We start from the raw sequence: 12,938 nt of genomic DNA, 5'->3' as shown, positions 1-12,938 counted from the left end.
GTAATTTGCTGAAGCAGTCGTCAGCCCCTCACTTCTGACGACGTTTCAGCGCCTTCCCAAAGGTCATCTCCCGTGGCCTTTGGGAAGGAGCCAGATCAAGGAGGCAACGTGTCGCAAGTAGCAAGCACCAAGGCCTTTGACCCCTTGGATATCAGGAATTATTCGCTTGATAAGCTTCCTGATCTCAAGGGCGGCGTCTGGATGGACCGCATCAAGTTTGCAGGTCTTCCGCTCGGCATTATCTCTTTTCTCTATTTTTACCTGCAATGGTGCGGCCCCATCGGGGTTTTTGAAGAACAAACAAAGGTTGCGCCCGAGCATTGCTATGCGGCACTAGGTATCTTTGTTTCATCGCTTATTCTCTGGCTTTCTGAAGCCATTCCCAACTACCTGACCTCATTTCTCATTATTGTTGCAACCATTCTCACCGGCGTTATGAAGATGCGCCCGGCCTTTGCCATGCTGGGCGAACCGGTCATGATTCTTAACATCGCCAGCTTCATCATGGCCAGCGCCCTTGTTGTCACCGGGCTTGCCAAGCGCATATGCCTTTATGTGGTTTTATCAATGGGCAATAATGTTACACTCATTCTGGCCTGCTTTATCGCCCTTAATCTGCTTTTGGGCGCATTCATCAGCGCCACTTCAGCAAAAACAGCCCTGCTTCTTCCTCTGTTCATGGTCATATCCGCCATGTACGGATCCACAGGCGGCGAAAACCGCAATAATGTGGGCCGCAATATGGTTCTGCAAAACCTGCTGGCCAACAACGTTTCTGCTTCTGCCTTTATTACAGGATCGGCAGCCAATCTTCTTGCGGCGCAGCTGCTCGAAAATGCGGGTTACAAGGTTTACTACAGCGACTGGATCATGGCCCTTTTGCCCTTGTCCATCATTCAGTGCGCTTTTGCCTGGTACACGGGCACACGCCTGATATTCCCCATCCGCAAAGAAGACTCCACGCCCAAACTTGCCGGGGGCCATGACAGGCTGCGGCAGGAGCTTTTCAAGCTTGGCCCCATTTCATCTGCTGAAATTCGCGCTGGCATTGTTTTTCTTACTGTTCTTCTGCTTTGGGGCACTGACCGCTACCACGGTATACGAGCCGAGGTCATAGCACTTATGGGTGCCATTGCTGTGCTTATGCCTGCGGTGTGCAACTTGCCGCGTATTGGCGTCATCAAGTGGAACGACGCCGATATTCCCTGGCACATGCTCATGTTCAGTTGGGGAGCCTACGTTCTTGGCGGGCTTATGGACAAGACCGACATCGTAGGCCTGTGGATGCACTATTCCCTGGATGCCTGGGACGCAGCTTCATTGCCCAAGGTGGCAGTCTTCGCCCTGCTGGCTTCGCTTTTTGCTCTCACTACCCTTGTAAGCGAAAGCAAGACAGCCAGAACCATCGTACTTTTTCCCATCATCATAAGCGTCGCTAAAAAATTCGGATGGGATGTCATAGGCTTCTGTTTGCCAATGGCATTTCTTATCAACCAGGTTTACGTGCTTTATTTCAACTCCAAGCCTGCCAATATCAGCTACCTCACAAATCAGTACACCAGCTGGGAATCATTCAAGTTTGGCATATTCCAGCTGGCCGCGTGCGTAGGAATGCTCATTTTGTGGACGCAGTACGTCATGCCGCTGATGGGTTTTGACAGCAGGCTTTGGTAGCAATGCGCGCCATTGGCGCGACAAGCTCAAACGGAGGGTTTATGCGCAAAGTACTTGGTCTATTGTTGCTGTTCGGCCTGCTGGCGGGGATTCCGGCCAAAGCCGCCGAAGTATACCAGCAGAACCTGTCGCAATGGAAAGGACAGGTGAAAGAAATTACCGGACGGGAATACAAGTTTCTTGTAGATCCGGAAAAAGTGAATGCCGATGTAACCAAGGCATTCAAAGAGATCTGGGATCAGGCAAAGGATGTAGCCGCTACGCTGAATATCCGCATGACAGAAAAGAAAAAAGATCCTTTTGCCCTGGCGCCGACCATCAAAACCTATTTTGACACCCCTGATTTTGCCTTGTGGCAAAAGGGATTTCTCATTCGCGTTACCACCAACTATCAACGTGGCTACCCCGCGAGCCCCCTGCGCGTCTCGGTAAAGGGCATAAACGGTTCATTCAGCAAGGTTCTTGCAACCAAGCTGGAAGCCAAAGGCGTAAAAAACAGCAGTAATGCTGAAGACAACATTGGCATTGGAAAGGACGGCCAGCTTGTAAGCTACGTGGACAAGGCCGTGAATTTTACGCTGACACGCGGAGAACTGGGCCAGATGAACCTGGCAGACTTTGGCGCCTATGTGCCCGAGCTGCTTAAGCTCGGCCTGCCTGCCGACACCAAATTGACGGCCCATGTGGCCTATGGCGTGCGCTGCCGGCCCGGCCTTATGGAGTTGCCAGGACTGGACAAGCCCCTTTCCGTTTCAATGGAAGCGTGGTCGCGTACCGAGGGCGGAGCCCCTTTTGTCTATGATTTTTCATTCGGATACGACGGCGATTTCACCAAGCAGATAGAAGCCCATAAGGCTGGTGAAAAGCTGATGCAGACCCTCTATGCACAGCTGGGTGAAAAACTTGCAATGAAGGACGTGCATAAATGGATTGGTTCCAAAGTGCGCGTACTGCTTAACAAGCCGCTGTAAGGGCCAACCCCGGAGCAATATCATGAAAAAATATCTTGCTGTTATTTTTGGCACGCTCTTCGCCCTGGAAGGTGCGGCCCTGGCTGCTGAAAATCTTGACGCTCTTTACGGTATCGCCAACAGACCCTCCTACATCAAGCACTATGAAGCGGACAAAGAACACAATGTCCTGCTTAACCCGTATCTTCAGGTGGCCACGAAGGATGCTCACGCCGTGCTTGACGTCAAAAGGCCTGTGTACAATTTTGTAATCACCCCAGAAGGGGGCGTGGCCCTTATTGAAGAAGCGCCTCACCCCTACGGCCGCACTTATCCCAAGGGTTTTTTCCGCCCAGAAGACAAATCCCAGCGCAAGCCCGGCACCACTGAAAACTATGGGCATGTTTCCGGTACTGCTGGCGGCCCAGGGCGAATAAGCGGCGAAATCATCAACGACCGCAAAAACAATTGCTGGCTGGTCAACAACAAGTCTGGCCGATACTCCAAGCGCAATATCGACCGTACCCCGGAACAATTGCTCAATGCCTTTGTGCTCATGCAGGAAACCATTGATCCAGGCGATCAGCCCTGGTGCAAGGGCGCTGCCTATCTGCTTGGCTATGCCCCCGATTACATCAGCGAACCTCTGCGCAAAAGCCCCGAGATGCGTTATGAAGACCCCGAGACCAAGAAGAATGCGCATATCCTTCTGATCCCCGGCGTCAAACCGCCGCACTTCGCCATACCCCAGTACCAGCACATTTCTCTGGACGCCGTGCCGTCCGGTGAGGCTGCTGGCGGACAAGCCAAGGAAGCAGCCAAACCTGCAAACAAATCTGCAGACAAGTCCGGCAAGGGTGTTCCGGCTCCTGAAAAAGCCGCCTACAATGACGATCCCTCCTAAGCCAGGCATGGCTAATCGGCAATATCATTCAGGAGCGTAATACCATGAAAAAGTATATCATTTTGTTTGTTTTGTGCCTTCTTGCCATGCCTCTGGCAGCCTTTGGCGAATCAGTGGGAGTCCGTGCCCAGCAGTCCGTGCTCAAAGGTGAAAAAAACTTTCTTGCTGACTACACCACCCACAATCAAGACGGCACCGTCAACGTGGTGATTGAAATTCCTGCGGGAACCACAGCCAAATACGAAGTCGATCACAAGACAGGCCTTATGGTCCTTGAACAGAAAGACGGCCAGCCCCGTTATGTGCAGTACCTGCCCTACCCCGGCAACTACGGCTTTGTGCCCCGCACTGTGCTTGCCAAGGAACTTGGCGGCGACGGCGACCCGCTTGATGTTGTTGTTCTGGGTGATGCCGTGCCCAGAGGCAGCGTTATCAAGGCCCGCCCTCTGGGCGTGCTGACCTTGAAGGATGGCGGCGAAGAAGACAGCAAGGTTATCATGGCCGCCGTGGGCTCTCCCTTTGAAAAAGTTCGCAGCGTCAAGCAGCTCAACGAACAGTTTCCCGGCGTAGCAGAAATCCTCCAGATCTGGTTCACTTCGTACAAGGGCAAGGACAAGGGCGGCAAACTCCTGCTGAGCAGCGATGGAGTCAAGGAACGTACAGAAGCCATCCGCGTGATCGGTGACGCCGCCCTGCAATTCGAACGTTCCAAGATTTCGGAAGCCGACAAGCCCAAGCTTGATCCTGACGGCAACCCCTACGTGTATTTTTCGCCCGAGGCTCGCAATATCAGCGACTAAAGCAGATCACTTTGCGAACAGCATTTTCACACACCCTCTAACAGAAGCCATTGCCAAAGAAAGCGCCCCAATGTGGGGCGCTTTCAGTTTTATGGGCCTTAAGGGGCAAAACACAAGGCACTGTCTAATGCAGACGGGCCAGAATATCTTCTGGTAAAGGCACGCCAAGTTCAAATAGCAAGGAAAGGAAGTGACTTACCGTTCGGCTCAAACGCTGGCCTTCCATATAAACCAGTGAATAGTTCACATGCAGGTCAAAAGATTTCAGCCGTAACTGGGTCAACTGCCCCGCCGCCAGTTCAAGAGCCGCGGCGTACTTTGGCAGAGCCGTTATGCCAAGTCCGTTGATCACAAGCTGCTTGGCCACTTCCATATTGTCTACGGTCATGAATGAAGGCCGTTGCGGGCTCTTTGCATGATTTTTAAACCATTCATGAACCTTGTTGGTCACGCGTGTGCCCTGCTCCCGCAAGATAAAGGGGTGCCCCAACAATTCATCGGCGCTGATGGGGCGCTCGATTCTCGCCAGGTCGGATTTTTTTCCGGCCACGACAATAAGAGGTTCGCGGTGCAGAAAGTGGGTTCGAAGGTTTGGATGCGATGGCGACGACCCGCAGAAACCGACTTCCAGTTGGCCCTTGTACACTTTTTCGGCAATGATGTGTGAGTTATGCACCGCCAGATCCAGCGTCACGCCGGGGTACCGCTGATGAAACAGCACCATATAATTGGGCAGGTAATAGGCGCTCATGACTGCCGAAGCGCCCAGCACCAGACGACCAGTATCCAGGCTGCTCAAACTTTGAAATTCGTCCTGCATCTGTCCCACAAGGCTGAAAATACGCTGCGTATATTCGTAGAGAACCCGCCCCTCGCTTGTAAGGTTCACCTTGCGGCGCGAGCGGTCAAACAAAGGTACGCCAAGAGTATTTTCAAGACTTTGTACCTGCATGCTTACTGCAGGCTGCGTCAAAAAAAGATCACGTGCCGCTTGAGTAAAATTGCCGATTTCGGCAATTTTATGAAATGTCTTCAAATGATCTATATTCATGCGTTTACCAATTTTATGCTGTACTATTTTGTCTTATTTCACTGATGCTGTGGCAGATAGAGTCAATTGTCAATCATTTCTGCCTGCTGGTTCATGCGTTTTAAAATAGTCATAACATATATATTATATAACCCTTTTTACAATAAATAACGTTTCATTATCTTCATCATTGGCAATTCTGATTTCTTCCAATGAAGGCCCCTGCTGTAGGCTGCACACAGAAAGTAAAAAAGCATGAAGTGTCTGAGCAGGGCTGACCGCTGCTAGTGCAGGGGCAACCTGAAAGTAGATTAACCGTATCTGCACTACTGCATGGAGAATGCCAATGCGAAAGCTTTCCCCCCTGATTTTGGCAGCCGCTATCTCTCTTGGCGGAGCAACCACAGCCAGCGCCATTGATTTCAAAATCAAAGGATACTGGAGCCTCTCGTACGAAGTGGCCACCAACAGCGCCTTTGTTAACAGCCGAGCTGGAGGCAGCACCGGAGACGACTTTTCAGCAGGTGAAAGGTTGCGGTTACAACTTGAAGCCAAGGCTTCCAAATATCTTTCAGGCACAGTAGGGCTTGAAATTGGCGACATTTATTATGGTATGGCTGAAAAAAGGGGGAGGAGCGTTGGCGGCGCTTTGGGTGCTGACGGCAGCCCTATCAAGCTTAAGCGCGCCTTTCTGGATTGGGAAGTGCCCAGGACCGACATTAAGGTGCGCATGGGCATTCAGGGTATGAAGCTGCCCCTGTTCGCCTCTGACGGCAACTTTGTTCTTGATGACGATGCGGCGGGCATTGTGGCTTCTTCACGCGTCAATGAAAACGTATCCGTAACGGGCATGTGGGCAAGGCTGCTCAATGACAATCCCCTTGAAACTTCCCCGCAGTATCACAACAGCCTCAATTATGATGTCAGTAATCCCGATCATGATGCCCTTGATTTTTTCAGCCTGCTCGTTCCACTCCGGTTTAATGGCCTGCAAATGACGCCCTGGCTGGGGCTTGCCACTATGGGTGACGGTGTAGGCCGCAACCCTAACAAGGATTATTCAGAAGATTTCATCAGAACGTCGCGCAAAAAACTTCAGGAAGGTATGGGCGTATATACCGGTACAGGCAAGGCCCCGATGCTGCTTGAATATGGCGGTGGCGAAACCTACACATGGTGGGGCGGCCTGTCTGCCAACCTGAGCCGCTTTGACCCATTCATCCTGAAATTTGACTTCATGTACGGCAACAAGCGCGGCAATGGCATGTACAGGGACAAAACCTACACCAAGGACAATGGCAAGGTTAAGAAGCTGGGCAAGCATGCCCCCCTGGATGCAGACCGCTATAACCGCAGCGGCTGGTTTGCCAGCGTATTGGCCGAATACAAGATGGATTGGGGCACGCCCGGAATTTTCGCATGGTACAGCTCAGGCGATGATGACGACCTTGGCAACGGTTCTGAACGTATGCCGGCCATGTCGGGCAACTGGGACTACACCCATACGGGCTTCAAAGGCACCACAGCTTCGGGCGCTTATGACGGCCTGTTTGCCTATCAGCCTATCGGCCTCTGGGGGCTTGCGCTGCAACTGCGAGAGGTTCCCTTGATGGAAGACCTCAAGACGCACCTCAAAGTTCTTTACATGCGCGGCACAAACTCCTCCAACATGCCAAAAAAAATAGCAGAATCGCAGTTCATGCTGGGTGAAAGCGTCAGCGGCATCTCGCCTGCCGGCGCCATCGGTTCCTACCTGACCACCAATGACTGGGCGATGGAAGTGGACTGGAATACCGAATACAAAATCTACGAAAACCTCAAGCTTATTGTGGAAGCATCTTACCTCTACGTTGATTTTGACAAGGACACCTGGAGCTACACCGCACCGGACGGCGTAAAGTATGGGCGCGACTGGGTGCAGCGGCCTGACAACCCCAACGTGTTCAAAGTCGGAATGAACTTCCATTACTCGTTCTAAATCCTCCCCGGGCCCCTTCGGATGGGAATACGAAGGGGCTAGTCAGCCCCTCTTAGACGCGAAATAAGAGGGGCTTTCGCTGCATAGAATTCCTGCCGCGGGTGTACTCAGTCAGGGCCAACGACACAGACTGGAGCGTTTTCTAATGAAAAAGCTAGGGTACTTTGTGGCGGAACCCCAAGCTGCCTGTCACAGGGCGGCTTGGGTACTCAGCAGGGGTCCCATTTCCGGCGGCATACCTACCTTTAGCAATACAAAATTTCAAAACAAAGCGGGTCAACATACTGACCTGGCTGTTCAAAAAATCATATGTCCACGAGAATATGTATGTCAGTCGAAAACAAGGCGTGTAGGGCAATCGCAAACGCGGGCAAATTTTCACCTCACCGCGCGCCGTGGCTGTTTGACCCGCAGGATCACCAGCTCGTCCGTCTGGTTAACGACTTTGCTGCCGCCCGTGCCAGCAACAAACCATTATCCCAGCCAGACCCGGCCCTGCACCCAAGTGGTATTATTGAACTGACTTCGGAACCCGGATTGCGCATGGCTCGGGCAGTAATCATTCTGCTTGAAAGCCTTGAAGCCGGGGGCCCGCACGAAAGGCTTCACGCACTGCGCCGTTTGCACGATGAAGTGCTGTACGCCGTGCATTCTCCACTGCAAAAGAACACAGCCCGAGTGCTCATCCAGCTCATGAAGGATCTGGTTCGCTCTTGCCCGCACGCCCACATGCAGTTGCCTCTTGCACATGAATTTCATCAGGCCGTGCGGGGCACCCCGCGCATCATTCGCAAACTGTTGCGTCGCTATCACCTGCTGGAAATGCCCGAGGCCTGGAATCAGCAGGCTTTTGACCATCATGTACACGACGCCAACACAAAGGGGCGCAAAAACCCTACCCATCTGGTTATGGACGCATGGGTCAAGGGAATACGCTTTCTGACGGTCATCTATTACAATACCGTAGACCCCGAAGCCGCCAGTGAGCTGCTGCGTGCCGCTCGCATCATGGGCATCAGCGTTCGTATAGGAATCGAATTTCGGGCTTGCCTGCGCGACAAGATGGTGGAGTTCACCTGGGTTCCCCTTAATACAGACAGCCCCAAGGCTTTCATTGATTTGCTGCGCAGACCGGATATAGCCGCCGTACTGGCTGCATACGCCCCGGTTAATACCTGGACCCAGCAACATGTGCTGCACCTGCTGCGCGCCTGGAACCAGAAACATGCCCAGCAGCTGGCCCAGCAGCTTGGCGTGGATGTGCCCTCTCCCCTACAGGAAGATGCATTTCTGGCCTATGTGGGGCAACGTCAGCCTTCATCCCTGCACTTGGCCGAATACATTTTTTCCCAGTGGGTTCCGCACATACGGCAGGCCAGTACCTACCTGCGCAAAAAAATGGAGACGCAAACTGGCGCGGAATACGCTGCCACACTTGGGGGCGTTACACGGCTGGAAGCTCTTGTTCCCGACACCATTCGTGCGGTGTGGCTGGGGCCAGAAGCCAACGCTGACCTTGTTTTTCCGCAGAAACCGCACAAGGATTTGCCAGAAATTCTTTTGCGCAAGCCGGAAGCTCTGCTTGAATCGCTCACGGCGCTGCACCCGTGCCAGATGGTGCTTAACCTGGCAGGGTTAACGCCTCAGGATGTTCTGGAACTGCTATGGCGAGGCAAGGGACGCATCACCCATCTGGAACTTTTTAACCTGCGTGAATGGACCAGTGGGCAGCTTGACCATGCCGCGTCTATCAACAAACTGCAAAGAGCCATCAATGAAGGCAGCATTTTGCGTCTCAAGCAGGTGGTCAGACAGATCGTACGCGAAGGGCGCGAAGATTTGGAACGGCAGCCCGTATTTCAGGCGATACTCAATCATCTGCCCAGACTTCAGGAATATTATTCTACCTTGCGGCTGGGCTCGCGTATCGGCACGGACTCCACAAGCCGTTCACACCATACCCACGGCATGGGGCTTGTCTTTATTGAAACCCTGCCGCCGCAGGCCCGCACCGCCATGTGCCGGGAAGACAAGGAGCAAAGGCTAATCCTGCCTGTTCACACAGATATTTACAGCTTTGAGCAACATCATGAACCACAGTATCCCCAACCGTGGTGGATCAGAATTCTGCGACGTCTTCCCGGTCTGGGCCAGATGGGCTGCCATTCTGTACGCGGCTGGGGGCTTGAAAAAAAGACTACCACCGTAGGACAGGACGGCAATCTTGTAACGTTGGGCGGCGTTGACGCCAGAGGCATCAATACCGAAAACGCCTCTACCAACTGCAAGGCAGCGGCAGAAACAAGCCTCTGGAATCCTGCTTATATCAATAGCGACGTAATCAATACGCTCAAAATTATTGCGGGTTTTCTACCAGCGCAGTGGGCCTTCTGGTATGTGGGCAGTTGGTGGGTGCTGACGTGGTTTGGCGCTTTACTCTGGTTCGCCATCACTGCTGTTCGCAACGTTGCACAGTCTATGGTTGGTGGCGGGGCCTTCAGCCGCTCTATGCTGCTGCCGTGGAACCGCTACGTCAGTTGGAGCCGCATGGCCGACTCCCTGCTGTATACGGGAATTTCCGTACCGCTTCTTGAGGTGGTCGTGCGCCTGTGGCTGCTTGAAAATCTGTTGGACATCACCGTGCAGGACAATGCCGTAATGGTGTACACGGTCATCGCCCTGGTCAACAGCATCTACATATCCGGGCACAATATCTTCAGGGGGTTGCCCAAGGAAGCCGTTATCGGCAACCTGTTCCGCAGTGCGCTGTCCATACCCTTGTCAATGCTTCTCGGGCAGGCCTTGTTGCAGTGCTTTATCCTCATGCACCTGCCTGACCCTATGGTTTTGCTGCAAAACTGCGCTGCCATTGTGTCCAAATGCTCCTCGGATATTGTGGCGGCAGTCATTGAAGGTTTTGCAGACCGCAACCACTACCTGCGCATGCGGCAAAGCGATTATGACAGCAAGTTTGCGCAGATTTTTAAAAATCTTGCAAAACAGGAACTGCTGTTTCCGCATCGCAGCCTAGCAAAAATGCTGCAGTCTCCCCGCGAATTCTGGAATCAGCTGGGCAAAAAGGACGCGCTGGTTGCGCGACAGGCCCTGGAGCACATGCTGGACATGATGTACATGTGGTATTTCAAACCCCGTGCCCGGCAGGTTTTCTGGCAAAGAATAAATGCCATTCCGGCTGAAGAAAAACAGGGCATTCTTGCCTTGCACTCTCTATTGCGCCTTGAACACGAAATAACCACACAGCTTTTACAGGGGCTGCTTGGCAAGGATTTTTCGCGGGCCCTGACCTTTTATCTGCAAAAACATCATGAATACCTTCAGGAGCTGAAAAAATAGGCAGCAGCACTAAATCCCCCAAGGCCCAGCCGGGGCTAGTAAACAAAGCCGCTCCCAGCCACAAGCCGGGAGCGGCTGAAGTATCCGCTAGCTGATTTTTTCCATCTTGTCGTAGACGTTGCGCATCCTCAGCACCAAAGCGGAGGCCTGTTCAAGAAGGCAACCAAGGCTGGCAATAACATAGCCTTTCACGCGTATGTCGTGTGGTGTGCTTCGCATAACCTTGACCACGCCAACCAGCAACATATGCATTTCAGCAAGCAGCCCCCGAAAATCATCCGCATGATACTTTTCCAAAAGTTCCTGTTCATGCCGCACGGCCCCAGCGGGGAGATAGTAGCATCGGGTTTCGCCGTCCATCCTCTGGCCTTCTTTCGCAGGCTCATACATGGCAAGCAAATCCTGGGCGGCTTTTTGAAAAGTCTCAATCCGCCTTGGCAATTCGAGGTCAGGTCGAAACTGAGGAGATGAAGAAGCTGAAAGCTGTGGAACAGCCTTTGAAGAAAGATGGGACATAAGGCACCTCTCAGGATTTTTTGAGTGGAGCCTTTCAAACAAAAGACTCCGGGTGCTCAAAACTGCCTGAGAGCAGCGGACTATTTTCCGGCAAGCCGGTATTATATTTCGCCCACACCCGGAGATACAATGCAGGAAGAGCGTCCTCAAAAAAGGACGCAACAAGACCCACAAGCTTTCGGGGTGGGGAAACCGTCTCAGGAGGTGTTTTGAGCACCTTCACTATAAAATCATATTGAATTTCACACGTCAATGCGTCTTAGGCAAAGCCAAAACCTTTAACCCCGCGTTCATAAATGTGAATCACTGTCGGCGTAATAAGGACAGGGCAAGGCTACTGGTTTTGACTTTCAAACCTTGCCTTACTCTTGATGAAAAGGGCAGCGTGACTAACAGCACGAGCGCGCTCTTCAGCAACTTTAAATTAGTAATACTATATAAATTACAACATATTAATTTCTTCTATTAATAATTTACATTAATTAAATTAGATGGTTAATTGCGATTTCAAGAATTTTATCAACCCACAACACACTCTTTTTATAAAATCGCGACTATTTTACCTTCTGGCACTTAATTACTGATAGATTTTATTTATATTTTTAAGCTAGTTACAGCATCATGATTACATGCTTCGTCACGACCCTTATAACAATTCATAAACATTGTTATTATTTATAAAAATCATTAAACTTATGAGCGAATACCATCCAAGCGATAGTATTAAATTCACTGGTTTGTCTCTCTGTTTTCATTTTGATCAAAAATTACACATGGAAACGACATATCCCAATGCACCAAACACCTGGATTGTGAAGCTACACATGGCGGCGACACAACATATCCATATGTTTTTCAATCCCCTCAAACTGGAAAGGCCCTGTCATGAGTAAAGAAGCTATCATTGCCAGAATTGAAAAAAAGCCACTAAGCATGACTATAAATGGTAAAAAAATCGGTCCCATTGACGTTCCAGTAGGAATGCCAATGATCGATTTTTTACACCATTACCTCAACCTTACCGGCACGCACTTTGGCTGTGGCGAAGGGGTTTGCCACGCCTGTACCGTTGTGGAAGTAAAATCAGACGGAAGCATGGTCGATACGCGAACCTGCATTGCCAATGCGCATTCCTTTGATGGCAAAACTATCATTACAATTGAAGGTCAGGCCAAAACAGATGAGGCTGGCAACGTTACTGAACTGACGCCTATCCAGACCGCCTTCATTGAAAAATTTTCTTTTCAATGTGGTTACTGCACAGCAGGATTTGTTGCCGCCGCCACAGCATTCATTGATCGGCTGAAGCGTGAACCTGTAAAGCGGGCCGACCTTGAAACCGCCATTGAAGAGGCGCTTAACGACCATATTTGCCGCTGCACGGGCTACGTGCGGTACTACGAAGCGGTGCGTGATGTGGCGCTTGCCACACCGGGCTGTGTTATCGGTCAGGAGGACAAGCGATGAAAAGCCGTACCCTGCGCAATTCAATTTTAGTTATTATCGCAATTGGCGTTGTGGTGGCCCTTGCTGTTTTGCTTGGCACCTTCCGTATGTCAAGCGTGGCTTCGCAAGCAGACCAGCCCCTTTCGCCTGAGCAGATGCAGGCACTTATACCGCGCGGCCGCGAACTGGCGCTGGCTGGCGACTGCTTTGGCTGCCATTCTCAGGCTCAAGGGCCAATGGGAGCCGGAGGCATGTCCATACCGACGCCTTTTGGTACGCTCTTCTC

General features: G+C 51.7%; 9 protein-coding genes and 1 pseudogene. 8 read left to right on the top strand and 2 right to left on the bottom strand.

Going from position 1 to position 12,938, the window contains the following annotated elements; genetic code table 11:
* Nucleotides 1–108 precede the first annotated feature (108 nt).
* From QM579_RS00535 to QM579_RS00520, 4 genes are read left to right on the top strand one after another with little or no spacing between them, the layout of a single operon-like run.
* Entirely contained in the window at nt 109–1,674 is a 1,566-nt protein-coding gene (locus tag QM579_RS00535) for an SLC13 family permease (RefSeq protein WP_414997289.1), read from the top strand.
* 41 nt (nt 1,675–1,715) lie between these two features.
* The gene (locus tag QM579_RS00530) at nt 1,716–2,645 is read left to right on the top strand and encodes a hypothetical protein (protein WP_414997288.1); all 930 of its coding nucleotides are present in this window, start codon (nt 1,716–1,718) and stop codon (nt 2,643–2,645) included.
* Between the two features lie 22 nt (nt 2,646–2,667).
* Nucleotides 2,668–3,528, top strand: coding sequence for a hypothetical protein (locus QM579_RS00525; RefSeq protein ID WP_414997287.1), 861 nt, complete (start codon nt 2,668–2,670; stop codon nt 3,526–3,528).
* Between the two features lie 44 nt (nt 3,529–3,572).
* Complete coding sequence (locus tag QM579_RS00520; RefSeq protein WP_414997286.1) at nt 3,573–4,328, top strand: inorganic diphosphatase; 756 nt, start codon at nt 3,573–3,575, stop codon at nt 4,326–4,328.
* 124 nt (nt 4,329–4,452) lie between these two features.
* On the opposite strand, the gene QM579_RS00515 is transcribed toward QM579_RS00520, so the two are convergent.
* The gene (locus QM579_RS00515; protein ID WP_414997285.1) at nt 4,453–5,379 is read right to left on the bottom strand and encodes a LysR family transcriptional regulator; all 927 of its coding nucleotides are present in this window, start codon (nt 5,377–5,379) and stop codon (nt 4,453–4,455) included.
* 325 nt (nt 5,380–5,704) lie between these two features.
* On the opposite strand from QM579_RS00515, the gene QM579_RS00510 reads away from it, so the two are divergent.
* Both QM579_RS00510 and QM579_RS00505 read left to right on the top strand, forming a co-directional pair.
* Complete coding sequence (locus tag QM579_RS00510) at nt 5,705–7,336, top strand: outer membrane homotrimeric porin (protein WP_414997284.1); 1,632 nt, start codon at nt 5,705–5,707, stop codon at nt 7,334–7,336.
* A 327-nt stretch (nt 7,337–7,663) separates the two neighbouring features.
* Complete coding sequence (locus QM579_RS00505) at nt 7,664–10,690, top strand: hypothetical protein (protein ID WP_414997283.1); 3,027 nt, start codon at nt 7,664–7,666, stop codon at nt 10,688–10,690.
* An 87-nt stretch (nt 10,691–10,777) separates the two neighbouring features.
* Here the strand turns inward: QM579_RS00505 and QM579_RS00500 are convergent, their stop codons facing one another.
* Nucleotides 10,778–11,206 (bottom strand): ATPase, encoded by a 429-nt coding sequence (locus QM579_RS00500; protein ID WP_414997282.1) that lies wholly within the window; start codon nt 11,204–11,206, stop codon nt 10,778–10,780.
* A gap of 885 nt (nt 11,207–12,091) precedes the next feature.
* Between QM579_RS00500 and QM579_RS00495 the strand changes: the two genes are divergently transcribed.
* Both QM579_RS00495 and QM579_RS00490 read left to right on the top strand, forming a co-directional pair.
* On the top strand, nt 12,092–12,673 hold the full coding sequence (locus QM579_RS00495; RefSeq protein ID WP_414997281.1) for a (2Fe-2S)-binding protein: 582 nt from the start codon (nt 12,092–12,094) through the stop codon (nt 12,671–12,673).
* A pseudogene (locus QM579_RS00490) lies at nt 12,670–12,938 on the top strand (cytochrome c); the annotation flags it as partial. The gene QM579_RS00495 and the pseudogene QM579_RS00490, both read left to right, overlap by 4 nt.

The sequence above is a fragment of the Desulfovibrio sp. genome (genome assembly GCF_047607245.1).
GTDB lineage: Bacteria > Desulfobacterota > Desulfovibrionia > Desulfovibrionales > Desulfovibrionaceae > Desulfovibrio.
This window is presented reverse-complemented; position numbering and strand designations above follow the sequence as displayed.

Excerpts from the sequence above, each read along its gene's own strand:
- QM579_RS00530 (WP_414997288.1), top strand. The coding sequence starts at position 1,716 with ATGCGCAAAGTACTTGGTCTATTGTTGCTGTTCGGCCTGCTGGCGGGG.
- QM579_RS00525 (WP_414997287.1), top strand. The coding sequence starts at position 2,668 with ATGAAAAAATATCTTGCTGTTATTTTTGGCACGCTCTTCGCCCTGGAA.
- QM579_RS00520 (WP_414997286.1), top strand. The coding sequence starts at position 3,573 with ATGAAAAAGTATATCATTTTGTTTGTTTTGTGCCTTCTTGCCATGCCT.
- QM579_RS00515 (WP_414997285.1), bottom strand. The coding sequence starts at position 5,379 with ATGAATATAGATCATTTGAAGACATTTCATAAAATTGCCGAAATCGGC.
- QM579_RS00510 (WP_414997284.1), top strand. The coding sequence starts at position 5,705 with ATGCGAAAGCTTTCCCCCCTGATTTTGGCAGCCGCTATCTCTCTTGGC.
- QM579_RS00505 (WP_414997283.1), top strand. The coding sequence starts at position 7,664 with ATGTCAGTCGAAAACAAGGCGTGTAGGGCAATCGCAAACGCGGGCAAA.
- QM579_RS00500 (WP_414997282.1), bottom strand. The coding sequence starts at position 11,206 with ATGTCCCATCTTTCTTCAAAGGCTGTTCCACAGCTTTCAGCTTCTTCA.
- QM579_RS00495 (WP_414997281.1), top strand. The coding sequence starts at position 12,092 with ATGAGTAAAGAAGCTATCATTGCCAGAATTGAAAAAAAGCCACTAAGC.